Consider the following 25,562-nt stretch of genomic DNA (forward strand, 5'->3'; position numbering starts at 1 on the left):
TGTATTGCCTGGTCTGACGCCTTCGCGGGCAAGTCGGATCGCCGCACCGCTCGCTCCTACAAGGGATCGCGCATTCCCTGTAGGAGCGAGGCTTGCCCGCGAAGCTTTTCAGCGGCTCAAATACATCCGGGTTGTTAACAGGTACACGGGTAACCCCGACACCAAAATCAATAACGCCGCATAAGGCGCCGCCGCCGCAAACTCCACATTCGCGGTATGCGCCCACACCTCAGTCGCCAACGTATTGAGCCCGGTCGGACTCAACAACAGCGTCGCCGTCAGTTCCTTCATCGCATCCAGAAACACCAGCGCGAACGCCGCGCCCAGCGCCGGGAAGATGATCGGCAGCGTCACCCGACAAAACGCACTGAAAGACGACGCCCCCAGCGTGCGTGCCGCCTCTTCCAGTTGCGGCGCGGCCTTGTTCAGCGCCGTGCGAATCGGTGCCTGAGCCAGTGGCAAAAACAGCAGAGCATAAGCGATCAGCAACAGTGCCGAAGTCTGGTACAGCACCGGCACGTAATGCAGGGCGAAATACACCAGCGTCAGCGCAATTACCAAGCCTGGCAGCGCGTGCAGCAGATAGGGCAAGCGCTCGGCCCAGATCGCCAATCGGCCTTTATGACGCACCACCAGCAGTCCCACCGGCACCGCCAGCACCAGGCACAGCGCAGCGCCGCCCAGGGACAGCGCCAAGGAAGACAGCAGCGCCTCGCTGATCGCCGCCACCGGGAATGCCGCCGACGAACCTACCGCCAGCCAATACGCAAGCATCCCCAGCGGAATGCCGCTGCCGATAATCGCCAGTGCCAGGCAGTAAACCTGTCCGGCAATCGTCCACGGCCCCAGTCGAACCTGTTCTGCCTGCCGTGCTGCGCCCTGTCCGGTACGCACGTGCCGACCTTTGCCGCGGACGCGCAGCTCCAGCCACAACAGCACCAGGCAAAGCGCCAGAAGCACCGCCGACAGCATCGCCGCGTTGGCGTTGCTGAACTCCAGTTCGAACTGCTGATAGATTGCGGTGGTGAAAGTTTGCAGGCCGATGATCGACAGGGCGCCAAACTCCACAAGCATGTGCAGCGCGATCAGCAGCGAGCCGGCCAGCAATGACGGCCAGAGCAGCGGCAGGGTGATTCTGAAAAACACGCCCCAGCGATTCTGCCCAAGGGTCCGTGCGGACTCCTCAAGAGAAGGGTCGAGATTGCGCAGGGTCGCTGCGACTGGGAGAAATATCAGTGGGTACTTCGACAGGGTCATCACCAGGATCGCCCCACCCAAACCTTCGAAATGCGCGCTCAGGGACACCCAGGTAAAACTGCTGACGAACGCCGGCACGGCGAACGGCAAGCACAGGATCACACCCCACAAACGTCGTCCCGGCAGATTGCTGCGTTCCAGCAGCCAGGCAAGGGACAAGCCGATCACGCCGCAAGCGACTGTCACGCCGACCATCAGCGCCAGCGTATTGCGCAGCAGCCCGAACACATAAGGCCGCCACAGCAGATGCAGCGCCTCGGCCCAGCCGGCCTGCCAGGTCTTGAGCCCGACATACACCAGCGGCAAAAGGCTGAGCACCACCAACAGCAAAACCGGCAGCAGCAGCCAGATTGACGGCCGCCTGCGCCGGGGCACGTAACCCCCGCGCGAGGCGGGGGCGGATAACGATGCGCTCATCAGTTCAAGCCAACGTCACGTTCCAGGTCCAGGGCTTCTTCGGCGTTGCCGAGGTCAGCCGGGGTGACTTTCGGTGCCTCGAGTTCGCTGAACGGCTTGAGCCCGCGATCGGATTGCATGCCTTTGTGCAGCGGGTATTCGGCGGTGGTCTGGGTGATCACGCGCTGACCTTCTTCGCTCGCCATGTAGGCGAGGAATTGTTGGGCTTCTTTCGGATGCCTGCTGGATTTCAGCACGGCGGCGCTGGAAACGGTGATCAATCCGCCAACGTCACCGCCAGTGAAGTAATGCAGTTTCGAATCGAGCTGGCCTTTTTCACGCTGCAAGGCGAACCAGTAGTAGTTGTTGACCAGCACGGTGGCGACTTCGCCGTTTTCAACGGCCTTCAGTGCAACCATGTTGTTGCTGTAAGTCTTGCCGAACGCGCGCAGGCCGGTCAGCCATTCTTCGGCCGCGTCCATTCCATGCACTTTGATGATTGCCACAGCCTGCTCCTGGAACGCGCCGCTGGTAGGCACGAAGCCGACCTTGCCTTGCCATTTCGGATCGGAGAATTCCATGATCGACTTGGGCAGGTTTTTCTCATCGATCAGTTTCGGGTTGTAGGCGACTACGCGGACTCGAGCGGTGATGCCGATCCAGGTGCCATTGCCGGCGACGTAGTCTTTCGGCAGAACGGAAAGGGTGGCGGTATCGGTAAGCGCCAACAGGCCTTGTTCGCCGAGTTTGTTCAGCGGTGGCGACTCTTCGGTGTAGATCACATCGGCAGGGGAGCGATCACCTTCTTCAACGACCTGGCTGGCGAGCTGGTTGCTGCTGCCTTTGCGCACGTTGACGTGAATGCCGGTCTTGGCTTCGAAGGCTTTGGCGATGGCGTCGCCGACTTCCTTGTGTTGGCCGTTGTAGAGAGTCAGGGAAACTGGGTCAGCAGCCTGGGTGAGGGGGGTGGCGAGTGCCAGGCCGAGCAGGGTGAAGGTCAAGCCGCGGCGCAGGGTATTTCTAAACATCATTCGCAGGGTTCCTCGCTGTCGCATTGCAAAAACTTGAAACAATAATAAACGATATTGTTTCTCAAGTGCGCCTTGCGAGGCGGAGAGGGTTTTGCTGGAGGGCTGGTGGCGATCTCCGTGGCGAGGGGATTTATCCCCGTTGGGTTGCGAAGCAGCCCCGAAACCTGCACCGCCAATGTGACAGGACACAACACACACACACACATGCACTGGTTTACGACTGCTGCGCAGCCGAACGGGGATAAATCCCCTCGCCACAAGAACCCTTTTGCAAAGGGGGGTTGTCTTTCAGGAAGGCAAAAACGCAAAAACCCGCTTTCGCGGGTTTTTGTGAAATTCAAGATCGTGACCTTGAATTTTAATTGGTGCCCAGAAGAAGACTCGAACTTCCACGACCTTGCGGTCACCAGCACCTGAAGCTGGCGTGTCTACCAATTTCACCATCTGGGCATAATCATCAGCGTTGCCGCTGTTGATGTGGCGCACTATACGGAGAGCATTTTGATCTGTAAACCCCTGATTTGGTTTTAATAAATCAGGACCCTGGAATGCAAAAAACCCGCTTTCGCGGGTTTTTGTTTGAGCCTTGAAATTGATCTAATCTCAAGCTCTAAATTGGTGCCCAGAAGAAGACTCGAACTTCCACGACCTTGCGGTCACCAGCACCTGAAGCTGGCGTGTCTACCAATTTCACCATCTGGGCAGTATCGGCAACGCTAGCGCGTCGTCGATGGCGCGCACTATACGGAGCGTCTTTTTAACTGTAAACCCCCAGCATCAAAAAAACCTGGAAAATTTCACCAGCGGCATTTAAATCAGCTTTGCGCTGTCGATATAAGGCTTTAGATGGGCTGTCACAGCTTGAAATTTCCCGTTTCATTACGCCTATGCCAAACTAACCCGCATATAGACAAGGTGAAAACTCTCTAATGGCCGATTGGCAGTCCCTCGATCCCGAGGCCGCTCGTGAAGCGGAAAAATATGAAAACCCTATTCCTAGCCGCGAACTGATCCTTCAGCATCTTGCTGATCGGGGTTCGCCTGCTAACCGCGAGCAACTGGTCGAAGAGTTTGGTCTGACCACAGAAGACCAGATCGAAGCCCTGCGCCGCCGTCTGCGCGCCATGGAGCGCGATGCTCAGCTGATTTACACTCGTCGCGGCACGTATGCGCCGGTGGACAAGCTCGACCTGATCCTCGGCCGCATCAGCGGTCACCGTGACGGCTTCGGCTTCCTGGTCCCGGACGACGGCAGTGACGACCTGTTCATGAGCCCTGCGCAAATGCGTCTGGTGTTCGATGGCGACCGTGCCTTGGCCCGTGTTTCCGGCCTCGACCGTCGTGGTCGCCGCGAAGGCATGATCGTCGAAGTGGTCTCCCGTGCCCACGAGACCATCGTCGGCCGCTACTTTGAAGAAGGCGGTATCGGCTTCGTGGTTGCGGACAATCCGAAGATCCAGCAAGAAGTGCTGGTCACCCCGGGTCGCAACGCCAATGCCAAGGTCGGTCAGTTCGTCGAAGTGAAGATCACTCACTGGCCGACGCCACGCTTCCAGCCGCAAGGCGACGTGGTCGAAGTCGTGGGCAACTACATGGCGCCGGGCATGGAAATCGATGTCGCCCTGCGCGCGTACGATATCCCGCACGTCTGGCCTGAAGCGGTCTTGAAAGAAGCCGCCAAGCTCAAGCCTGAAGTCGAAGAGAAAGACAAAGAGAAGCGCATTGACCTGCGTCACCTGCCGTTCGTAACCATTGACGGTGAAGACGCGCGTGACTTCGATGACGCCGTTTACTGTGAAGCCAAACCGGGCAAGCTGCGCCTGTTCTCCGGCGGTTGGAAGTTGTACGTGGCGATCGCCGACGTCTCCAGCTACGTGAAAATCGGTTCGGCCCTGGACAACGAATCCCAGGTTCGCGGCAACTCGGTGTACTTCCCTGAGCGCGTAGTGCCGATGCTGCCGGAGCAGCTGTCCAACGGACTGTGCTCGTTGAACCCGCACGTCGATCGCCTGGCCATGGTCTGCGAGATGACCATCTCGAAAACCGGCGAGATGACTGATTACTGCTTCTACGAAGCGGTGATCCACTCCCACGCGCGCCTGACCTACAACAAGGTCAGCTCGATGCTGGAGACGCCGAAACTCACCGAGGCGCGTCAGCTTCGCGGCGAGTACAACGATGTTCTGCCGCACCTGAAGCAGCTTTACGCACTGTACAAAGTGCTGCTGGGCGCTCGTCACGTGCGTGGCGCGATCGATTTCGAAACTCAGGAAACCCGGATCATCTTCGGCACCGAGCGCAAGATTGCCGAAATCCGTCCGACTGTTCGTAACGATGCGCACAAACTAATCGAGGAATGCATGCTGGCGGCCAACGTGGCCACCGCTGAATTCCTGAAGAAACACGAAATACCCGCTTTGTATCGCGTTCACAACGGCCCGCCACCGGAGCGTCTGGAAAAACTGCGCGCCTTCCTCGGCGAGCTCGGCCTGTCCCTGCACAAAGGCAAGGACGGCCCGTCGCCGAAGGATTACCAGGCATTGCTGGCCAGCATCAAGGACCGTCCGGATTTCCATCTGATCCAGACCGTCATGCTGCGCTCGTTGAGCCAGGCGGTGTACAGCGCCGATAACCAGGGCCACTTCGGCCTGAATTACGAAGCCTATACCCACTTCACCTCGCCGATCCGCCGCTACCCGGACTTGCTCACGCACCGGGCGATCCGCAGTGTCATCCATTCCAAGCAGGACACGCCGCACGTTCGCCGTGCCGGCGCGATGACCATTCCGAAAGCGCGCATCTATCCGTACGACGAAGCGGCGCTGGAACAGCTCGGCGAGCAATGCTCGATGAGCGAGCGCCGTGCCGACGAAGCGACCCGCGACGTGGTGAACTGGCTCAAGTGCGAGTTCATGAAAGACCGCGTGGGCGAATCGTTCCCGGGTGTGATCACCGCCGTGACCGGTTTTGGCCTGTTCGTCGAGCTGACCGATATCTACGTCGAAGGCCTGGTGCACGTCACCGCGCTGCCAGGCGATTACTACCACTTCGATCCAGTGCACCACCGCCTCGCCGGTGAGCGTACAGGTCGCAGCTTCCGTCTTGGCGACACCGTTGAAGTGCGCGTGATGCGCGTTGACCTCGACGAACGCAAGATCGACTTCGAGATGGCGGAAAAAACCATCAGCGCACCGATCGGTCGCAAGAAGCGCGGCACTGAAAAGGCTGAACCAGCCGCCAAGACTGCTGCGAAAACCGCTGCCGAGCCGGCACCGGCGAAAACCGGTCGTCGTCCTGCCAAGGAAAAGGCTGTCGAAGCCTATCGCCCAAGCGATGCCGCGGCGAAAAATGCCGAACTGCGTAAAAGCCGTGAATTGAAACAGGCGTTGCTGTCTGAAGCGAAAAGCGGCGGTAAAGCGGCGTCTGGGGGAAAGGCCGGACGGTCGGCGCCTGACAAGGCTCCCGGCAGCAAGCCAAGCAAACACCGTAAAGGCCCGCCGAAAGCGGGTTCGGCTCCAGCCAAAAGCGGCGGGGCGCGTAAACCTAAGGCCAAGTCATGAGTCAGTTGGAAAAGATCTACGGCGTGCACGCGGTAGAAGCGTTGCTGCGTCACCACCCGAAACGCGTCAAGCAGATCTGGCTGGCTGAAGGCCGCAGTGATCCACGCGTTCAGACGCTGATCGCGCTGGCGGCGGAAAATCGCGTAGCCGTCGGCCAGGCAGAGCGTCGTGAGCTGGATGCCTGGGTTGAGGGCGTGCACCAGGGCGTGGTGGCGGAAGTGAGTCCGAGCCAGGTCTGGGGCGAGGCAATGCTCGACGAACTGCTCGATCGCACCGAAGGCGCACCGTTGCTGCTGGTGCTCGACGGCGTGACCGATCCGCACAACCTTGGCGCTTGCCTGCGTTCGGCCGATGCGGCCGGCGCGCTGGCGGTGATCGTGCCGAAGGACAAGTCAGCCACCCTGACCCCGACGGTACGAAAGGTCGCTTGTGGCGCGGCGGAAGTGATTCCGTTGGTCGCCGTGACCAACCTGGCGCGCACCCTGGAAAAACTCAAGCAGCGTGGCTTGTGGGTCGTCGGTACGGCGGGCGAGGCTGAACAGAGTCTGTATCAGCAGGACATGACCGGCCCGACCATCCTGATCATGGGCGCGGAAGGCAGCGGCATGCGTCGCCTGACCCGCGATCTTTGCGACTACCTGGTGCACCTGCCGATGACCGGCAGCGTCAGCAGTCTCAACGTCTCAGTGGCGACCGGCGTCTGCCTGTTTGAGGCCCAGCGCCAGCGCAGCGTCAAAGCCGCCGGAACCGCCAAGAAGTCCTGAATCATCGCGGCAGCCTTGCTTCTGTAGGAGCGAGGCTCGCCCGCGAAGAACGATAAGGCGGTATTCCTGAAAGATCGCGGAGCTCCGATCGCGGGCAAGCCTCGCTCCTACAGGGATGATGCGGTGGTTGTTCAAATAATCACCAATTGCCTTGCACCTCTCCTGTCCCTTCTCTACAATTGCGCCCCTTGCTGTGACGGCAGGCACGCATGTGTCTATCGCAAGCAAGTCCATAAGTGTCATTCACTCCTTGTCTGACCGCTTTTGAGCGGCAGGCTACAACCCGTAAGGAGCATTCATGCGTCATTACGAAATCATCTTTTTGGTCCACCCGGATCAAAGCGAGCAAGTCGGCGGCATGGTAGAGCGTTACACCAAGCTGATCGAAGAAGACGGCGGCAAAATCCACCGTCTGGAAGATTGGGGCCGTCGTCAACTGGCCTATGCAATCAACAATGTTCACAAGGCTCACTACGTGATGCTGAACGTTGAGTGCACTGGCAAGGCCCTGGCCGAGCTGGAAGACAACTTCCGCTACAACGATGCAGTGATCCGTAACCTGGTCATCCGTCGCGAAGAAGCCGTTACCGGCCAATCCGAGATGCTCAAGGCTGAAGAAAACCGCAGTGAGCGCCGTGAGCGTCGCGACCGTCCTGAGCACGAAGGCGCTGAAAGCGCTGATAGTGATGACAGCGACAACAGCGATAACGCTGACGAGTAATCCACGGACCTTTTAAGGAGCCTATCAAATGGCACGTTTCTTCCGTCGTCGTAAATTCTGCCGCTTCACCGCTGAAGACGTGAAAGAGATCGATTACAAAGATCTCAACACTCTGAAAGCTTATGTATCCGAGACCGGCAAAATCGTTCCAAGCCGTATCACCGGTACCAAAGCACGTTATCAGCGTCAGCTGGCCACCGCTATCAAGCGCGCCCGCTTCCTGGCCCTGCTGGCCTACACCGACAGCCACGGCCGCTGAGACCGGGCAGTCGACACGTAGCAAAGGATTGAATGCATGCGAGCCATAGCTGAGTTCATCATGCGCGGCCGTATGCAGGCCACTCTGGTAGTGGCTGGATGCGCTGCATTGCCGTTGTTGTATTGGTTGGGTGCTGCCGCTGGATGCTTTGTGCTCCTGCGGCGCGGATTGAAGGACGCCATTGGCGTACTTGCTCTCGGACTGCTGCCAGCGTTGATCTGGTGGTTTTACTCCGATGACCCACGCGCACTTCTGGTGCTGCTGGGGTCTTGGAGCCTTGCGTTGGTTTTGCGCGCAAGCGAGTCCTGGAACCGCGTGCTGCTGGTCAGCATAGCGATGGGAGTGGTGTTTGCAGTGGTGCTGGGGACAGTTTTTGCTCCCCAAATCGAGATGCTGGCGCAGGCCTTGATAAAGGTCATGCCGTCGCTACTCGGTGATGTCTACCAGAAGTTGTCGGTAGACGAGCAAGCGCATTTTGCGTCCCTGATTGCACCGGTCCTGACCGGCCTGATTGCGGCCTTGTTGCAAATCGTCAGTGTGCTGAGCCTGATTGTCGGGCGCTACTGGCAGGCGTTGTTGTACAACCCGGGTGGTTTTGGTCGCGAGTTTCGCGCCATCCGATTCCCGCTTTTACCAGCGATGTTGCTGCTGGCGTTCATGCTTCTGGGGCCGAACATCGGTCCACAGATGGCCATGTTGACGCCGTTGTGCAGCGTGCCGCTGGTGTTCGCCGGGCTGGCCCTGATTCACGGGCTAGTGGCGCAAAAGCGACTGGCCAGATTCTGGCTGGTGGGGTTGTATGTCACGCTGTTGCTGTTCATGCAGCTGATCTATCCGTTGCTGGTGGTCTTGGCCATCGTCGACAGCCTGATTGATTTTCGCGGTCGTTCGGCGCCGAAAGACGCCGATAGCGCGAACGGTGAAGGTTAAAAGTTAAGAGGATTTTCACATGCAACTGATCCTTCTGGAAAAAGTCACCAACCTGGGCAACCTGGGTGACAAAGTAAACGTTAAGGCTGGTTACGGTCGTAACTACCTGCTGCCTTACGGCAAAGCTACCGCTGCGACCGCTGCCAACCTGGCTGCGTTCGAAGAGCGTCGCGCTGAGCTGGAAAAAGCCGCAGCAGACCGTAAAACTTCGGCTGAAAGCCGTGCCGCCCAACTGGCTGAGCTGGAAGTGACTATCACTGCCACCGCTGGTGACGAAGGCAAGCTGTTCGGTTCGATCGGTACTCACGACATCGCTGATGCACTGACCGCCTCTGGCGTTGAAGTTGCAAAAAGCGAAGTTCGTCTGCCGAACGGCACCATCCGCAACGTAGGCGAATTCGACGTAGCCGTGCACCTGCACGCCGAAGTTGAAGCCACCGTACGCGTTGTCGTGGTAGCAGCTTAAGCAGCACTTGATCGGCTGGCACCCTTGGGTGCTTGCCGGTAACATCGGGCACGATCCTGTTTACAGGTCGTGCCCTTTGTCTTTCTGCAGTTCCTGTTTTTCACACCCTGCTTTTCTAATATAACCAAGTGGCCATGAACGATATCTCCGCTCCCGAGCAATACGATCTGCAAACCGCTTCCCTGAAGGTGCCTCCGCATTCCATCGAGGCCGAACAGGCCGTGCTCGGTGGTCTGATGCTGGACAACAACGCCTGGGAACGCGTGCTGGATCAAGTGTCGGACGGCGATTTCTATCGACATGACCACCGTTTGATCTTCCGCGCGATCGCCAAGCTCGCCGACCAGAACTCCCCCATCGACGTCGTGACCCTTGCCGAGCAATTGGACAAGGAAGGTCAGACCTCGCAGGTCGGCGGCCTTGGTTACCTTGGTGAGCTGGCGAAAAACACGCCGTCCGTCGCCAACATCAAGGCCTATGCGCAGATCGTCCGTGCACGGGCAACGTTGCGGCAGTTGATCGGCATCGCCACCGAAATCGCCGACAGCGCGTTCAACCCGGAAGGCCGCACGGCTGAAGAGATTCTCGACGAAGCCGAACGGCAGATCTTCCAGATCGCCGAGGCCCGGCCAAAAACCGGCGGCCCGGTGAGCGTGAACGACCTGCTGACCAAGGCCATCGACCGCATCGACACCTTGTTCAACACCGACAACGCCATCACTGGCCTGTCGACCGGTTACACTGACCTCGACGGGATGACCAGCGGCCTGCAGCCGTCCGACCTGATCATCGTCGCCGGTCGTCCTTCGATGGGTAAAACCACTTTTGCGATGAACCTGGTGGAAAACGCCGTGTTGCGCAGCGACAAGTGCGTGCTGGTCTACTCGCTGGAGATGCCAGGCGAATCGCTGATCATGCGTATGTTGTCGTCTCTCGGCCGTATCGACCAGACCAAGGTCCGTGCCGGTCGCCTGGAGGATGACGATTGGCCACGCCTGACCTCGGCGGTCAATCTGCTGAATGATCGCAAGTTGTTCATCGACGATACGGCGGGTATCAGCCCTTCGGAAATGCGCGCGCGGACCCGGCGTCTGGTCCGTGAGCACGGCGATGTCGGCCTGATCATGATCGACTACCTGCAGTTGATGCAGATCCCGGGTTCGGGCGGTGACAACCGGACCAACGAAATTTCCGAGATCTCCCGTTCCTTGAAAGCCCTGGCCAAGGAATTCAACTGCCCGGTGGTGGCGCTGTCCCAGCTCAACCGCTCCCTGGAGCAACGTCCGAACAAACGCCCGATCAACTCCGACCTCCGGGAATCCGGAGCGATCGAGCAGGATGCCGACGTGATCATGTTCGTGTACCGGGACGAGGTGTACCACCCGGAAACCGAACACAAAGGCATCGCCGAGATCATCATCGGCAAACAGCGGAACGGCCCGATCGGCACGTCGCGGCTGGCGTTCATCGGTAAGTACACCCGCTTCGAAAACCTCGCGCCGGGCAGCTACAACTTCGACGACGAATAGTTAGTTGGTGTCTGGTCGGGCCTCTTCGCGGGCAAGCCTCGCTCCTACAGGTTGCGTAGAATCTGTAGGAGCGAGGCTTGCCCGCGAATGGTGCGACACCAATTTCCGACCATAGCCGTCGGAATTGGTTGTTTTTTGTGCTATATTCCGCGCCCGCGATTTTTCATCTCAACACCGGTCATCGTCATGCAAACAGCCAAGCCGTTATTTGACTATCCCAAGTACTGGGCCGAATGTTTCGGTCCAGCGCCATTCCTGCCGATGAGCAGGGAGGAGATGGATCAGCTTGGCTGGGATTCCTGCGACATCATCATCGTCACCGGTGATGCGTACGTCGACCACCCGTCTTTCGGTATGGCAATCATTGGCCGGCTGCTAGAGTCGCAAGGCTTCCGCGTCGGGATCATTGCCCAGCCAAACTGGCAGTCCAAAGACGACTTCATGAAGCTCGGCGAGCCGAACCTGTTTTTCGGCGTCGCGGCCGGCAACATGGATTCGATGATCAACCGCTACACCGCCGACAAGAAAATCCGTTCCGACGACGCCTACACCCCCGGTGGCATGGCGGGCAAACGTCCGGACCGCGCGAGCCTGGTTTACAGCCAGCGCTGCAAGGAAGCCTACAAGGACGTGCCGATCGTGCTTGGTGGCATCGAAGCCTCCCTGCGCCGCATCGCCCACTACGATTACTGGCAGGACCGGGTTCGCAACTCGATCCTGATCGACGCCTGCGCCGACATCCTGCTCTACGGCAACGCCGAGCGTGCGATCGTCGAAGTCGCCCAGCGTCTGTCCTACGGTCACAAGATCGAAGACATCACCGATGTGCGTGGCACCGCGTTCATCCGTCGCGATACGCCGAAAGACTGGTACGAAGTCGATTCCACGCGTATCGACCGTCCGGGCAAGGTCGACAAGATCATCAACCCGTACGTGAATACTCAAGACACCCAGGCCTGCGCCATCGAGCAGGAGAAGGGTCCGGTTGAAGACCCGAGCGAAGCCAAGGTCGTGCAGATCCTGGCCAGCCCACGGATGACCCGCGACAAGACCGTCATTCGTCTGCCGTCGGTTGAGAAAGTCCGTGGCGACGCGGTGCTTTATGCTCACGCCAACCGCGTGCTTCACCTGGAAACCAACCCGGGCAACGCCCGTGCATTGGTTCAGAAGCACGGCGAAGTCGATGTATGGTTCAACCCGCCTCCGATTCCGATGACCACCGAAGAAATGGACTACGTGTTTGGCATGCCCTATGCGCGCATTCCGCACCCGGCGTACGGCAAGGAAAAGATCCCTGCCTACGACATGATCCGTTTCTCGGTGAACATCATGCGTGGCTGCTTCGGTGGCTGCACGTTCTGCTCGATCACTGAGCACGAAGGCCGGATCATCCAGAACCGTTCCGAAGAGTCGATCATTCGCGAAATCGAAGAGATCCGCGACAAGGTTCCAGGCTTTACCGGCGTCATTTCCGACCTCGGCGGTCCGACCGCGAACATGTACCGCATCGCCTGCAAGACCCCGGAAATCGAATCCGCGTGCCGCAAGCCTTCGTGCGTATTCCCTGGCATTTGCCCGAACCTGAATACCGACCACTCGTCGCTGATCCAGCTGTATCGCAGCGCCCGTGCGTTGCCGGGTGTGAAGAAGATCCTGATCGCGTCCGGCCTGCGTTACGACCTCGCGGTCGAGTCGCCGGAATACGTTAAGGAACTGGTGACTCACCACGTCGGTGGTTACCTGAAGATCGCCCCGGAACATACCGAGGAAGGTCCGCTCAACCAGATGATGAAGCCGGGCATTGGCAGCTATGACAAGTTCAAGCGCATGTTCGAGAAGTACTCCAAGGAAGCCGGGAAAGAGCAGTACCTGATTCCGTACTTCATCGCCGCGCACCCGGGCACCACCGACGAAGACATGATGAACCTGGCCTTGTGGCTCAAGGGCAACGGCTTCCGTGCCGACCAGGTGCAGGCGTTCTACCCGTCGCCAATGGCCACCGCCACCGCGATGTACCACTCGGGCAAGAACCCGCTGCGTAAGGTCACTTACAAGAGCGACGCCGTGACCATCGTCAAGAGCGAAGAGCAGCGTCGCCTGCACAAGGCGTTCTTGCGATATCACGACCCGAAAGGCTGGCCGATGCTGCGTGAAGCGCTGACTCGCATGGGCCGCGCCGACCTGATCGGGCCGGGCAAGAATCAGTTGATCCCGCTGCACCAGCCGGCGACCGACAGCTACCAGAGCGCCCGTCGCAAGAACTCGACGCCGGCTGGCAGCCATAAAGTGGCAGGCGAGAAGACCACCAAGATCCTGACCCAGCACACTGGCTTGCCACCGCGCGCCAGCGATGGCGGCAACCCCTGGGACAAGCGTGAACAGGCCAAGGCTGCGGCGTTTGCCCGCAACCAGCAGGCGGCCAAGGAGCGCAAGGATGCGGCCAAAGGCAAAGGGCCCAAGCCTGCGCGCAAGCCGGTTGTGCCGCGCTAAGCCTCGCTTGAGCTGAACAGAACGCCAACCTTCGGGTTGGCGTTTTGCGTTTCTGGGCCAGGAAACTGGAGGCGCCGGGTCGGAAGCTATGTTGGGGCAACTGGCCTCTTCGCGAGCAAGCCCGCTCCCACAGTGTTTCGTGGTGTGCCCAAACTTAGTGTCCTCAGCAAATCCTGTGGGAGCGGGCTTGCTCGCGAAGAGGCCGGTACAGTCGCAGCAAATTCAGCTGACAGGCCACTGGCCGCAACATTTCCGTGCAACTCCTCCCATCCAATTTCGCGCATCGCCCGATTTTGGTGCTGTACTGCCTCAAGCAACCGAAGAAAGCGCCAGCGCCGCTGGATGGCATAAGTCTTGCGCGCTTTCCAATACGCTTAGGGCTCGCAGGAGGCACGCCGTGTCGATTCATGTCGCATTGCACCACGTCACGCATTACCGCTACGACCGCGCCGTCGAGCTCGGTCCGCAGATCGTTCGCCTGCGCCCGGCCGCCCACAGTCGCACGCGGATTCTGTCCTATGCGCTGAAAGTTTTCCCCGAGCAGCATTTCATCAACTGGCAGCAAGACCCCCAGGGCAATTACCTGGCGCGGTTGGTGTTCCCGGAGAAAACCGATGAGCTGCGGATCGAGGTCGATTTGCTGGCGGAGATGGCGGTCTTCAATCCGTTCGACTTTTTCCTTGAGCCCTACGCGGAAAAGATCCCTTTCGCCTACGCCGCGGACGAGCGCAAGGAACTGGCGCCGTACCTGGAAACCTTGCCGCTGACGCCGACGTTCAAGGCCTATCTGGACGGTATCGACCGCACACCGCTGCCGAGCGTGGATTTCCTGGTGGCACTCAATCAGCGCCTGAGCGAAGACATCGGCTACCTGATCCGCATGGAGCCGGGGGTGCAAACGCCCGAGCACACCCTTGAACAGGCTTCCGGTTCCTGCCGCGATTCAGCTTGGTTGCTGGTGCAGCTGCTGCGCAACCTCGGGCTGGCGGCGCGTTTCGTCTCCGGCTACCTGATCCAATTGACCGCCGACGTCAAAAGCCTCGACGGCCCATCGGGCACGGAAGTGGATTTCACCGACCTGCACGCCTGGTGCGAGGTCTATTTGCCCGGTGCCGGCTGGATCGGCCTGGACGCGACCTCGGGGCTGTTTGCCGGTGAAGGACACATTCCGTTGGCGTGCAGTCCCGATCCGGGCTCTGCGGCACCGATCAGTGGCCTGGTGGAACCGTGCGAGTGCGAATTCACCCACGAAATGTATGTGGAGCGGATTTGGGAAGCACCACGGGTCACCAAGCCCTATTCCGAAGATCAGTGGCTGGCGATCCAGGCGCTGGGCCGGCAAATCGATGCCGACTTGCTGGAAGGCGACGTGCGCCTGACCATGGGCGGCGAGCCGACCTTCGTTTCCATCGATGACCCGGACGGCGCCGAGTGGAACACCGCCGCGCTCGGGCCGGACAAGCGTCGGTTATCCGCTGAGCTGTTCCAGCGCATGCGCAAACGCTACGCGCCCAAAGGCCTGGTGCATTTCGGTCAGGGCAAGTGGTACCCCGGCGAGCAACTGCCACGCTGGTCGCTCAATTGCTACTGGCGCCGCGATGGTGTGCCGATCTGGCACAACAGCGCGCTGATCGCCGATGAGCAGGAAGACTACGGCGCCGATGGCGAGCTGGCCGGGCGTTTTCTGTCGAGTGTCGCCGAACGCCTGAAAATTCCGATACGTTTTGTTTTCCCTGCCTACGAAGACAATTTCTATTACCTCTGGCGCGAAGGCACGTTGCCGCAGAACGTCAGCGCCGAAGACTCACGTCTTGAAGAACCGTTGGAGAGGGCGCGCCTGCGTAAAGTCTTCAGCCAGGGCCTGGACAAGGTGATCGGCCAGGTCCTGCCGCTTGCGCGCACCGCCAAGGGTGATCAATGGCAAAGCGGTCGCTGGTATCTGCGTGACGAGCATTGTCGATTGGTGCCGGGGGATTCGCCGCTGGGTTATCGATTGCCGCTGGGATCGCAGCCTTGGGTGAAGGCGGCCGAGTATCCGTTCATCTACCCGAACGACCCGAACCAGGAATTCCCCGCGCTTCCAGACACTCAGCAGTTGAACAGTCCGGGCGCGCCGGCCGAAGCGGTCGAGCGGGATCTGGAGGTCGATGAATCCGCCGATTGGCTGACCCGCACCGCGTTCTGCGCCGAGGCTCGGGAGGGCCGGCTGTACCTGTTCATGCCGCCGCTGGAACGGGTCGAGGACTATTTGGAACTGGTCACCGCGATCGAGGCCACGGCGCAGGAACTGCATTGCCCGGTGTTGCTGGAAGGCTACGAGCCGCCGAGCGATCCTCGCCTGAGCAACTTCCGCATCACCCCCGATCCAGGCGTGATCGAGGTCAACGTTCAGCCGTCCGCCACGTGGGATGAGCTGGTCGAGCGCACCGAGTTTTTGTACGAAGAAGCACGCCAGACGCGGCTGACCACCGAGAAATTCATGATCGACGGCCGGCACACCGGCACCGGCGGCGGTAACCATTTCGTACTGGGTGGCGCGACGCCGGCTGACTCACCATTTCTGCGACGTCCCGATCTGCTGCGCAGCCTGATCAGCTACTGGCATAACCATCCGTCCTTGTCCTACCTGTTTTCCGGATTGTTCATTGGCCCGACGTCCCAGGCGCCACGTGTCGATGAAGCGCGCAACGATGCGCTGTACGAGTTGGAAATCGCCTTCGCCCAAATGCCGAAACCGGGCGAGGAGTGCGCGCCATGGCTGGTCGACCGATTACTGCGCAACTTGCTGATCGACGTGACCGGCAACACGCACCGCGCCGAGTTCTGCATCGACAAGCTTTATTCGCCTGACGGCGCGACCGGACGTCTTGGATTGCTTGAGTTGCGCGCCTTTGAAATGCCGCCGCATGCGCGTATGAGCCTGGCGCAGCAGTTGTTGCTGCGGGCACTGGTGGCGCGGTTCTGGCGCGAGCCTTATGCGCCGCCGAAACTGGCGCGCTGGGGCACTGAGCTGCATGACCGATTCCTGTTGCCGCACTTTATCGAGCAGGATTTCGCGGATGTAATCGTCGATCTGAATGTCGCCGGCTATCCCGTGCGAGCGGAATGGTTTGCCGCGCACCTGGAGTTTCGTTTTCCCAAGGTCGGCGATTACGCCGTCAGCGGCATCGAACTGGAAGTGCGTCAGGCGCTGGAGCCTTGGCATGTGCTGGGTGAAGAGGGCGCGGTCGGCGGTACGGTGCGCTATGTGGATTCGTCCCTGGAGCGCTTGCAAGTGAAACTCAACGGCCTGGCGCCGCAGCGTTATTTACTGACGTGCAATGGCGTTCCGGTGCCCTTGCAGCCGACCGGACGGGTCGGCGAGTACGTCGCTGGCGTGCGCTTCCGTGCGTGGCAACCGGCCAACTGCCTGCAACCGACCATCCCGGTCCACGCACCACTGGTGTTCGACCTGCTCGACACCTGGATGCAGCGCTCGCTGGGTGGCTGTCAGTACCACGTCGCCCATCCGGGCGGGCGCAACTACGACAGTTTGCCGGTGAATGCCAATGAGGCCGAGAGCCGGCGGATGGCGCGTTTCTTCCGCATCGGACACAGCCCGGGGAAACTTCCTGTACCGATTCTGGAAGTTAACGACGAGCTGCCAATGACACTCGATTTGCGACGTTTCTAAACCGTACGCGACGCTCGGATTTTTCGTATATCCGGGCGTCATGAGCCTGCGTTAGTCTGACCGTTCTTTGCTGTCTGCCGAGCTTTCCATGCCTGACCTGCTTGACCGCTACCCGCTGACGGCGGGCACTTATCACGAACTGCTCGACGACAGCGGCGCCGTGCGCCCGCACTGGCGCCGGTTGTTCGACCAATTGCAACGCAGCACGCCAGCGCAATTGGTGCAGCGTCAGGCCCTGTTGACCCGGCAGATCCAGGAAAACGGCGTGACCTACAACGTCTACGCCGACCCCAAGGGGGCCGATCGGCCGTGGGAACTGGACCTGCTGCCGCATGTGATTGCTGCGGATGAATGGCAGCATTTATCGGCCGGGATCGCTCAGCGAGCTCGGTTGTTGAACGCCGTGCTGGCTGACCTTTATGGCCCGCAGCGGTTGATTGCCGAAGGACTGCTGCCGGTGGAACTGGTGTTCGGTCACAACAATTTCCTCTGGCCCTGTCAGGGCATTACGCCGCCGGACGGGGCCTTTCTGCATTTGTATGCCGTCGATCTGGCGCGCACACCGGACGGCCGCTGGTGGGTGACGGCGGACCGAACTCAAGCGCCATCCGGTGCCGGATATGCGCTGGAAAACCGCACCATTGTGTCCCGGGCCTTTCCCGAGTTGTACCGCGACCTGAAGGTGCAGCATCTGGCCGGGTTCTTCCGCACGCTTCAGGAAACCCTCGCTCGTCAGGCGCCAAGCGATGATGACGTGCCGCTGATCGTGCTGCTGACGCCGGGGCGTTTCAACGAAAGCTATTTCGAACATCTCTATCTGGCGCGCCAGCTCGGTTATCCGCTGGTGGAAGGCGGCGACCTCACGGTGCGCGATGCCACGGTGTACCTGAAAACCCTCAGTGGCCTGCGTCGGGTTCACGCGATCATGCGTCGGCTCGACGATGACTTCTGCGATCCGCTGGAGCTGCGGACCGACTCGGCCCTCGGCGTACCGGGCTTGCTCGAAGCTGTGCGGCAGGGGCGGGTGTTGGTGGCCAATGCCCTCGGTAGCGGTGTGTTGGAGTCGCCGGGGCTGCTGGGCTTTCTGCCGAAGATCAATCAATTCCTGTTCGGCGAAGAACTGATCCTTCCGTCCATTGCGACGTGGTGGTGTGGCGAAGCGCCGGTGCTGGCCCAGGCATTGGAAAAACTGCCGGAATTGCTGATCAAACCCGCGTTTCCGTCACAGAGCTTCGCACCTATATTTGGCCGCGATCTGAGTGAAAAACAGCGTCAGGCCTTGGCCGAGCGCATGCAAGCACGGCCTTATGCCTATGTTGCGCAAGAATTGGCGCAATTGTCCCAGGCACCGATCTGGCAGGCCGAGGACGGTCAACTGCAACCACGGGCCATCGGAATGCGTGTTTATGCGGTAGCCAGTCGCGACGGCTATCGGGTGCTGCCCGGCGGTTTGACCCGTGTGGCCGCCGAAGCGGATGCCGAAGTGGTGTCGATGCAGCGCGGCGGTGCGAGCAAGGACACCTGGGTGTTGGGGGATCGTCCTCCCAGCGGCGAACAATGGAAAACCCAGCGCACGATAGGTGTGCATGACCTGGTTCGACGCGATCCGTACCTGCCGTCGCGGGTGGTGGAGAACCTGTTCTGGTTTGGCCGTTATTGCGAGCGTTGTGATGACAGCGCGCGACTGCTGCGGATCATGCTGGCGCGCTACGTCGATGGTGATGATCCGCAAGCCCTGGAAGCGGCGGTCGATCTCGGCGAGCGCCTGAATCTGTTGCCCGACGAAGGCGAGTTGCCTGAGCGACTGTTGGCGGCACTACTCGGCGATGATTGGCCCTTCAGCCTGCGCTCCAATCTGCAGCGCCTGCAATGGGCCGCCTCGCAAGTGCGCGGCAAGCTTTCGCGGGAAAACTGGCAGGCGCTGGTGGAATTGCAGCGCGAAGCTATGGAGCTGGAAACCGAAGAGCCGGATTTCGGCGAGTTGCTGGATTTCCTCAACCGGCTGGTGATGTCCCTGGCGGCGCTGTCCGGTTTTGCCTTGGACGACATGACACGGGATGAAGGCTGGCGTTTCTTGATGATTGGCCGGCGGATCGAGCGATTGCAATTTCTCAGCGCCAGCCTGGCGGCGTTTCTGCGCGGTGCTGGCGCTTTCGATCAGGCCGGGCTGGAATGGCTGCTGGAACTGGGCAACAGCAGCATCACTTACCGCTCGCGGTATCTGGCGGTGGCGCAGTTGATCCCGGTGCTCGACCTTTTGCTGCTCGACGAGCAGAACCCTCACGCGGTGCTGTTCCAGTTGAAACTGGTGACCCGCACCCTGAAACGCTTGAACGATGATTTTGGTGCGCCTCGCGAAGCGGGTCTGCCGCAACTGGTGGACCGCTTGGCGCGCTTCGATCTGGGGTGCCTGGAGAATTCGCTGTTCGGCGAAGCCAGCGTTCGCGCCGCCATCAACGGTCTGGCGGATTTGCTGCAAGAGATCGCCGATGCCAGCGGACAAGTGTCGGATCGTCTGGCCTTGCGCCATTTCGCCCATGTCGATGATGTCAGCCAGCGCACGGTGTCCGTCTGATGAGCGCCCATTACCAGATACTCCACGACACCCATTATCACTACGACAGCCCGGTGTCCCTGGCCCAGCAGCTCGCGCACCTGTGGCCACGGACCTGTGCCTGGCAGCGCTGCACCGAGCAGCAATTGCAGATCAGTCCCGACCCGACCTCGCGCCGGGATGAGCTGGATGTGTTTGGCAATCCGCTCACCCGGTTGGCGTTTGAGCGGCCGCACGATGAATTGCTGGTCAATGCGTGTCTCACCGTTGAGGTGCTGGCCCGTCCAACGCTGGATTTCACTCAATCCCCTGCGTGGGAAGAAACCCGCAACGCGCTGACCTACAGCAGTCAGCCGCTTTCCCCTGAGTTGCTGGAAGCGTGCCGTTACCGGTTTGAATCGCCCTACGTGCATTTGAAACGCAACTTCGTCGAGTTTTCTGAAAGCTGTTTTCCATCGGGGCGGCCGTTGTTGCTGGGCGTCCAGGCGTTGATGGAGAAGATTTTCAGCGAATTCACCTTCGACGCAGAAGCGACCCAAGTGGCAACGCCGCTGGTGGAGGTGCTGGAACGTCGGCGCGGGGTTTGTCAGGACTTTGCCCATCTGATGCTCGCTTGCGTGCGCTCCCGTGGACTGGCGGCGCGTTACATCAGCGGCTATCTGCTGACCCAGCCACCACCCGGCCAGCCGCGACTGATCGGCGCCGATGCGTCGCATGCCTGGGTTTCAGTGTTTTGCCCGGTACTGGGCTGGGTCGATTTCGATCCGACCAACAATGTGCAACCGGCGCTGGAACACATCACCCTGGCCTGGGGCCGGGATTTCTCCGATGTTTCGCCGTTGCGTGGGGTGATTCTGGGGGGCGGCAATCACGACCCCGAGGTCCGCGTCACCGTGATGCCACTGGACTAACAAACATCCACTGTAGGAGCGAGCCTGCTCGCGAAAGCGGTCTAACAGTCGACATCAATGTTGAATGGAGCACTGCTTTCGCGAGCAGGCTCGCTCCCACAGGTAATGCTGTTCACTTAAGACAATCATCAGTCGAGCGAGAACCTGTGGCGAGGGGATTCAGCGAAACGTCGCACCGCCCCGTTCGGCTGCGAAGCGGCCCCCTGCGCCCGTTCAGACAGACCGAGTTGTGTGGATTTACGACTGCTTCGCAGCCGAACGGGGCGGTGCGACGTTTCGCTGAATCCCCTCGCCACAAATGAGTGCCCGCGCTTAAGTGAACAGCATTACGCTCCCACAGGAGGCTGTGCGAGTCAGTTCGGGATGGGTATTTCAGATTGGCCTGTGAGGGTCAGCAAGGAACTGCTGACCCTGGACACAGATCCGGTGGGCCTGATCAGATCATCGGGCCCTGAGGGTCTCAGGCGTCGGGCGCCTGATCTTTCGGTGCTTCAGTTTCTTCTGTAGCCACTTCGCCTTCGGCATCCGGGTTCAGTGCTGCTGCTTCTTCTTCAGCTGTAGCTTTCTTGCGCTGAAGCTTTTCCTCTTTCTTCTGCTCCTTGGCCAAGTCTCTCTGACGTTTGGCGAAGGAATAATTAGGTTTAGCCATGGGCGATCCTCTGGGGTCGAAGGTGAGGTTGAGCGGCGCATATTCTGCCCTGTATCGGTGCCGAGCCGTTAGCTGGGTTTTTGCTCTGTCCACTTCGGCGCCACTGTCGGCTGCCAAGCGTCCAGGGTATCGATCAGGGTTTGCGGCGATTCGCTCACTTGCAGCATGTCACGGTGCGCTTCGCGAACGAAGCCTTCGCCGACGATATGATCAAGAAAACCGGTCAATTTGCTGTAGAAACCGTTCACTTCCAGCAGACCGAGCGGTTTGCCGTGGTAGCCGAGCTGGCCCCAGGTCCAGACTTCGAACAGTTCTTCCAGTGTGCCCAGGCCGCCGGGCAGCGCGATGAATGCGTCGCTGAGCTCGGCCATCCGCGCCTTGCGCGCATGCATGCCGTCGACCACTTCCAGGCGAGTCAGGCCACTGTGGCCGATTTCCTTGTCTTTGAGGCTTTGCGGGATGATCCCGATCACTTCACCGCCGGCCGCCAGTGCCGCATCGGCGACGATGCCCATCAGCCCGACGGCGCCGCCGCCATAGACCAGTGTCAGCTTGCGTTCAGCCAGTGCTCGCCCCAGGGCGACAGCCGCTTCACGATAAGCCGGGTTGGTGCCGGTGCTGGCACCGCAAAATACACAAACGGACGCTAAAGACATGCCTTACTCCATGGTCAGGATGGCCACAGAGTAAAGGCAGGCGCGCGGCGCTCCAAGGTCTAAACTTCGCGTTCAGGTGTTTCGTACGTGCCGCTGGCGCCACAGGCATAAGCGGCGAGCAAACTGCGTAACAGGCTGTTAAAGGACATGACAGGCGCTCCAGATCAGGGATGACGCCCTGATGATAGGGCCGGGCCAGACGTCTGGCTGGTAGATTGTTTCGATAGGTGTCATAGCCCGAAAGTTGTATACAATTTTTGATTCAGGTCATAGGAACTTGCGAAGTTTTCAGGCAGTCTTCTGTCCATTCGCACTTTTGTTAACCCTGCCTTGGAGATTCACCATGTTTGCCAAACTTGTTGCGGTATCCCTGCTGACACTGGCCAGCAGCCAACTGATGGCTGCCGAATGCAAGGTCACTGTCGACTCCACCGATCAGATGTCCTTCAACACCAAGGCCATCGAAATCGACAAAAGCTGCAAGACGTTCACCGTTGAACTGACTCACTCCGGCAGCTTGCCGAAAAACGTCATGGGCCATAACTGGGTGCTGAGCAAAGAAGCTGATATGCAGCCGATCGCCACCGCTGGCCTGGCTGCTGGTATCGACAAGCAATACTTGCCGGAAGGTGATGCTCGCATCATCGCCCACACCAAAATCATTGGTGCCAAGGAAACCGATTCGGTGACCTTCGACGTGTCGAAGCTCGATGCCAACGAGAAGTACGGCTTCTTCTGCTCATTCCCGGGCCACATCTCGATGATGAAAGGTACGGTTACCCTGAAATAATCGATTCGAGCTCATAAAAAAGCGTCCCGATCGGGACGCTTTTTTTGTGCCTGATATTTGACCGTGTCATTGTTCTTCGCGGGCAAGCCTCGCTCCTACAAGGACAGCGCTGTACCTGTAGGAGCGAGGCTTGCCCGCGAAGGCGTCGGTACAGACGCCACCGCCCTTATGGCGCGAACGGCATCACCCGCTTGTGATGCGTCTTTTTATACGTATCACAAATAATCTTGAACGCTTCCTCCCGCACCGGCTGGCCGTGCAGGAATGCGTCGATCTCGGCGTAGGTCACGCCGTGGGACGCTTCGTCCGGTTTGCCCGGTGAAAGGTCTTCAAGGTCGGCCGTCGGGATTTTTTCCACTAGCGATTCCGGCGCGCCGAAACTGCGGGCGATGTCTCGAACCTGGTTTTTCACCAGACCGCTCAACGGGGCCAGGTCGCAGGCACCATCACCGAACTTGGTGAAGAAACCCATCACCGCTTCCGCCGCGTGGTCGGTTCCGATCACCAGGCCCTGTGCCGCGCCGGCGATGGTGTACTGGGCGACCATGCGCATCCGCGCCTTGGTGTTGCCGAGTACGAAATCCACCGAGACCGCGTGCTTGCCTTCGAAGGCCGCCACTTCATTGGCCAGGTATTTCACTGCCGGGCCGATGTTCACGGTGTGACGTTCGTCCGGGGCGATGAAATCCACCGAGGCCTGGGCGTCGTGTTCGTCGAACTGGGTTTCGTACGGCAGACGCACGGCGATGAATTTGTAGCTTTTGTCGCTGGTTTGCTCGCGCAGTTCACGCATGGCGCGTTGGGCCAGCAGGCCGGCGGTCAGGGAGTCGACGCCGCCGCTGATGCCGAGGACCAGGGTCTTGAGCCCGGAATTGACCAGGCAATCCTGAATGAAGCTGATACGCCGGGCGACTTCGGCCTCGAGGGCGGCATGGTCGGCGAACGGCGGTTGAACGTTAAGCTGCTCAGCAATCTCACGCTGTACGGCTTGCATGAATTCACTCCTTGCTAGTTGTGCCAAATGTGCTGGAAAGGGCGGCAGGTACTTTGAAAACGTGTCGCAAATAGGCGACGAAATTCGGGTCTTTGCAGTGAGTCTTGCCAGGCTCATCGGAAATCTTTGCCACGGGCTGGCCGTTGCAGGCCGCCATTTTAAGCACGATGCTCATCGGTTCGACACCCGGAATATCGCACGTCAGGTTAGTCCCGATACCGAAACTGACATTGATTCGCCCGCGCAACGCCCGGAATATATCCAGAGATTTGGGCAGTGTCAGGCTGTCGGAGAACACCAGCGTCTTGCTCATCGGGTCGATGCCGAGCTTGTGGTAGTGAGCGATGGCCTTTTCCGCCCAGATCACCGGGTCGCCGGAATCGTGGCGCAAACCGTCAAAAAGCTTGGCGAAATACAGGTCGAAATCGTTGAGGAAAGCATCCGTGGTAATGCAGTCGGTGAGGGCGATCCCCAGCAGGCCGCGGTACTCGCGGACCCAGCAATCGAGGGCGGCAATCTGGCTGTCGATCAGCCGAGGGCCGAGTTGCTGGTGCGCCATGATCCATTCGTGGGCCATGGTGCCCAAAGGCTTCATGTCCAGCTCCCGTGACAGATGCACGTTGCTGGTGCCGACGAAACGCCCGGGGAAATCATGCTTGAGCACGTTCACCACTTCTTCCTGCACGCGGTACGAAAAGCGCCGACGGGTGCCGAAATCGGCTACCTGCAATTCGGATAATTCGTCCGCACTGGCGTTGGCGGTGAGCCAGTCGAACTTGCGGTAGAGCTGCTCGCGGGCCTGTTCCAGAACGATTTCGCGGTAGCGATAGCGGTTGCGCACTTCGCTGACGATGGACAGCAGCGGCACTTCAAACAGGATCACATGCAGCCATGGCCCGCGCAGACGGATGAACAGCTCGCCGTTTTCAATCCCGGTGTGAACGTAGCGCAGGTTGAAGCGGAACAGCCCGAGAAAACGCAGGAAGTCCGGCTTCATGAAGCTGATGCGCTCCATGAAACTCAACTGGTCGGCGCTCAGGCTCAACTCGGCCAGCCGCTCGATCTGGAAGCGGATCTCCGCCAGATACGGACGCAGATCCTCACTGTTGCGGCAACGAAACTCCCATTCGACGTCCACGTTCGGGTAGTTGTGCAGCACCGCCTGCATCATCGTCAGTTTGTAGAAGTCGGTGTCGAGCAGGTTCTGCACGATGCGATCGCCAAACACGCTCTCGCTCATAACGCGGTTCTCCAGACGGGCCGCGCGTTGCGCGGTATCAATCAATGGCGCTAGTGGCGCATATCCCACGTGAAGATTGCCAGCGATTTTTTGTTTTGCACCGGCTCTTGCCTCTGACGCCTTCTATGCTTTGCTGCCAGAAGCCTCGTCCGTTTCGGTATACCCATCAAGCGCGGCTTGAATGACGGCCTCAAGACGCTCCCAGCTGTTCAAATACTCTGCGAGCAGGGAATGGCGAGGAACGAGGTTTGTTTCAACCGCTTTGATCATTGCTGCCCTGAGCATTTCATAAGTTGCTGTTTCAGGCAGGGGTGAACTTCCCCTTGAAGGTGATTTGCTCCATTGCGTCCACTCCATCCTGAAGTAACACATAAACGGGAAGTATCAGGCGATACAGATCCGAGTCGTTGGTGTGCTTGATGGTTACGGACGTCAACGTGTCCAGAAGGCCGACAGCCGCGCGAATTCTGAAAAAGGCATCTTCGAATAACTGGTTGGGTGCGGCATGTGAGTCTATGAAGTAAGTGGGTGTATCGGTCGCATTGGTTTTAAGTGGGAAATAGCGATTCATGTCGAGACATCCTCAAGATTCTTTTTGACGTCATAAATCAAAGAACGGTTTGTTCTTCAATAAGAGTTGATAGGGGGCATTTACTAAGTTGCTGAGCCATTACTGAAACGAATGGCTCAGC

At 59.5% G+C, this 25,562-nt stretch carries 19 protein-coding genes and 2 tRNA genes; 12 read left to right on the forward strand and 9 right to left on the reverse strand.

Features of this window, described 5'->3' with window-relative positions:
- Window positions 1-108: 108 nt before the first annotated feature.
- The 4 genes from ACYZTM_RS18175 to ACYZTM_RS18190 form a co-directional block, all read right to left on the reverse strand.
- Window positions 109-1,674 carry an ABC transporter permease gene (locus tag ACYZTM_RS18175; RefSeq protein ID WP_131058817.1) on the reverse strand — a complete coding sequence of 522 codons (1,566 nt, stop codon included), beginning with the start codon at window positions 1,672-1,674 and terminating at the stop codon, window positions 109-111.
- A complete protein-coding gene (locus ACYZTM_RS18180) occupies window positions 1,674-2,684 on the reverse strand; it encodes an extracellular solute-binding protein (protein ID WP_461983870.1) in 1,011 nt (336 codons plus the stop codon). The genes ACYZTM_RS18175 and ACYZTM_RS18180 overlap by 1 nt, the downstream gene beginning before the upstream one ends.
- A gap of 363 nt (window positions 2,685-3,047) precedes the next feature.
- A tRNA-Leu gene (locus ACYZTM_RS18185) sits at window positions 3,048-3,134 on the reverse strand.
- Window positions 3,135-3,300: 166 nt separating this feature from the next.
- Window positions 3,301-3,387 (reverse strand) — tRNA-Leu (locus ACYZTM_RS18190).
- Window positions 3,388-3,613: 226 nt separating this feature from the next.
- On the opposite strand from ACYZTM_RS18190, the gene rnr reads away from it, so the two are divergent.
- From rnr to ACYZTM_RS18245, 11 genes are all read left to right on the forward strand, one after another.
- Window positions 3,614-6,244, forward strand: coding sequence for a ribonuclease R (rnr, locus tag ACYZTM_RS18195; protein ID WP_131058819.1), 2,631 nt, complete (start codon window positions 3,614-3,616; stop codon window positions 6,242-6,244).
- Window positions 6,241-7,008, forward strand: coding sequence for a 23S rRNA (guanosine(2251)-2'-O)-methyltransferase RlmB (gene rlmB, locus ACYZTM_RS18200; RefSeq protein WP_131058820.1), 768 nt, complete (start codon window positions 6,241-6,243; stop codon window positions 7,006-7,008). Before rnr ends, rlmB begins: the two co-directional genes overlap by 4 nt.
- Window positions 7,009-7,306: 298 nt before the next feature.
- Window positions 7,307-7,729, forward strand: a complete 423-nt coding sequence (gene rpsF, locus ACYZTM_RS18205) for a 30S ribosomal protein S6 (protein ID WP_003217491.1) — start codon at window positions 7,307-7,309, stop codon at window positions 7,727-7,729.
- 28 nt (window positions 7,730-7,757) lie between these two features.
- A complete protein-coding gene (gene rpsR / locus ACYZTM_RS18210; RefSeq protein WP_002551829.1) occupies window positions 7,758-7,988 on the forward strand; it encodes a 30S ribosomal protein S18 in 231 nt (76 codons plus the stop codon).
- 36 nt (window positions 7,989-8,024) lie between these two features.
- Window positions 8,025-8,918 carry a YybS family protein gene (locus ACYZTM_RS18215; RefSeq protein WP_131058821.1) on the forward strand — a complete coding sequence of 298 codons (894 nt, stop codon included), beginning with the start codon at window positions 8,025-8,027 and terminating at the stop codon, window positions 8,916-8,918.
- 19 nt (window positions 8,919-8,937) lie between these two features.
- The gene (gene rplI, locus ACYZTM_RS18220) at window positions 8,938-9,384 is read left to right on the forward strand and encodes a 50S ribosomal protein L9 (protein ID WP_003197251.1); all 447 of its coding nucleotides are present in this window, start codon (window positions 8,938-8,940) and stop codon (window positions 9,382-9,384) included.
- A 134-nt stretch (window positions 9,385-9,518) separates the two neighbouring features.
- Window positions 9,519-10,913 carry a replicative DNA helicase gene (gene dnaB / locus ACYZTM_RS18225; protein ID WP_131058822.1) on the forward strand — a complete coding sequence of 465 codons (1,395 nt, stop codon included), beginning with the start codon at window positions 9,519-9,521 and terminating at the stop codon, window positions 10,911-10,913.
- A 186-nt stretch (window positions 10,914-11,099) separates the two neighbouring features.
- The gene (locus tag ACYZTM_RS18230) at window positions 11,100-13,403 is read left to right on the forward strand and encodes a YgiQ family radical SAM protein (protein WP_131058823.1); all 2,304 of its coding nucleotides are present in this window, start codon (window positions 11,100-11,102) and stop codon (window positions 13,401-13,403) included.
- 397 nt (window positions 13,404-13,800) lie between these two features.
- Complete coding sequence (locus ACYZTM_RS18235) at window positions 13,801-17,076, forward strand: transglutaminase family protein (RefSeq protein WP_461983874.1); 3,276 nt, start codon at window positions 13,801-13,803, stop codon at window positions 17,074-17,076.
- A gap of 88 nt (window positions 17,077-17,164) precedes the next feature.
- Window positions 17,165-19,651 (forward strand): circularly permuted type 2 ATP-grasp protein, encoded by a 2,487-nt coding sequence (locus tag ACYZTM_RS18240; RefSeq protein WP_461983876.1) that lies wholly within the window; start codon window positions 17,165-17,167, stop codon window positions 19,649-19,651.
- Window positions 19,651-20,541, forward strand: coding sequence for a transglutaminase family protein (locus ACYZTM_RS18245; protein ID WP_461983878.1), 891 nt, complete (start codon window positions 19,651-19,653; stop codon window positions 20,539-20,541). The genes ACYZTM_RS18240 and ACYZTM_RS18245 overlap by 1 nt, the downstream gene beginning before the upstream one ends.
- Window positions 20,542-21,001: 460 nt before the next feature.
- Here the strand turns inward: ACYZTM_RS18245 and ACYZTM_RS18250 are convergent, their stop codons facing one another.
- Complete coding sequence (locus ACYZTM_RS18250; protein ID WP_131058827.1) at window positions 21,002-21,190, reverse strand: hypothetical protein; 189 nt, start codon at window positions 21,188-21,190, stop codon at window positions 21,002-21,004.
- Between the two features lie 68 nt (window positions 21,191-21,258).
- A complete protein-coding gene (locus ACYZTM_RS18255) occupies window positions 21,259-21,846 on the reverse strand; it encodes an LOG family protein (RefSeq protein WP_461983880.1) in 588 nt (195 codons plus the stop codon).
- A gap of 343 nt (window positions 21,847-22,189) precedes the next feature.
- Between ACYZTM_RS18255 and azu the strand changes: the two genes are divergently transcribed.
- Window positions 22,190-22,636, forward strand: a complete 447-nt coding sequence (azu, locus tag ACYZTM_RS18260; protein ID WP_131058829.1) for an azurin — start codon at window positions 22,190-22,192, stop codon at window positions 22,634-22,636.
- Between the two features lie 166 nt (window positions 22,637-22,802).
- Here azu and nadE read toward each other — a convergent pair whose 3' ends face one another.
- The 3 genes from nadE to ACYZTM_RS18275 all read right to left on the reverse strand — a co-directional run bounded on the left by nadE (window position 22,803) and on the right by ACYZTM_RS18275 (window position 25,441).
- Window positions 22,803-23,630, reverse strand: a complete 828-nt coding sequence (gene nadE, locus ACYZTM_RS18265) for an ammonia-dependent NAD(+) synthetase (RefSeq protein ID WP_131058830.1) — start codon at window positions 23,628-23,630, stop codon at window positions 22,803-22,805.
- 4 nt (window positions 23,631-23,634) lie between these two features.
- Window positions 23,635-24,870: a nicotinate phosphoribosyltransferase gene (gene pncB, locus ACYZTM_RS18270; RefSeq protein ID WP_461983883.1), complete on the reverse strand. Its 1,236-nt coding sequence runs from the start codon at window positions 24,868-24,870 to the stop codon at window positions 23,635-23,637.
- A 301-nt stretch (window positions 24,871-25,171) separates the two neighbouring features.
- The gene (locus ACYZTM_RS18275) at window positions 25,172-25,441 is read right to left on the reverse strand and encodes a hypothetical protein (RefSeq protein ID WP_461983885.1); all 270 of its coding nucleotides are present in this window, start codon (window positions 25,439-25,441) and stop codon (window positions 25,172-25,174) included.
- Between the last annotated feature and the right edge of the window lie 121 nt (window positions 25,442-25,562).

It is taken from the genome of Pseudomonas sp. MDT2-39-1 (assembly GCF_054898085.1).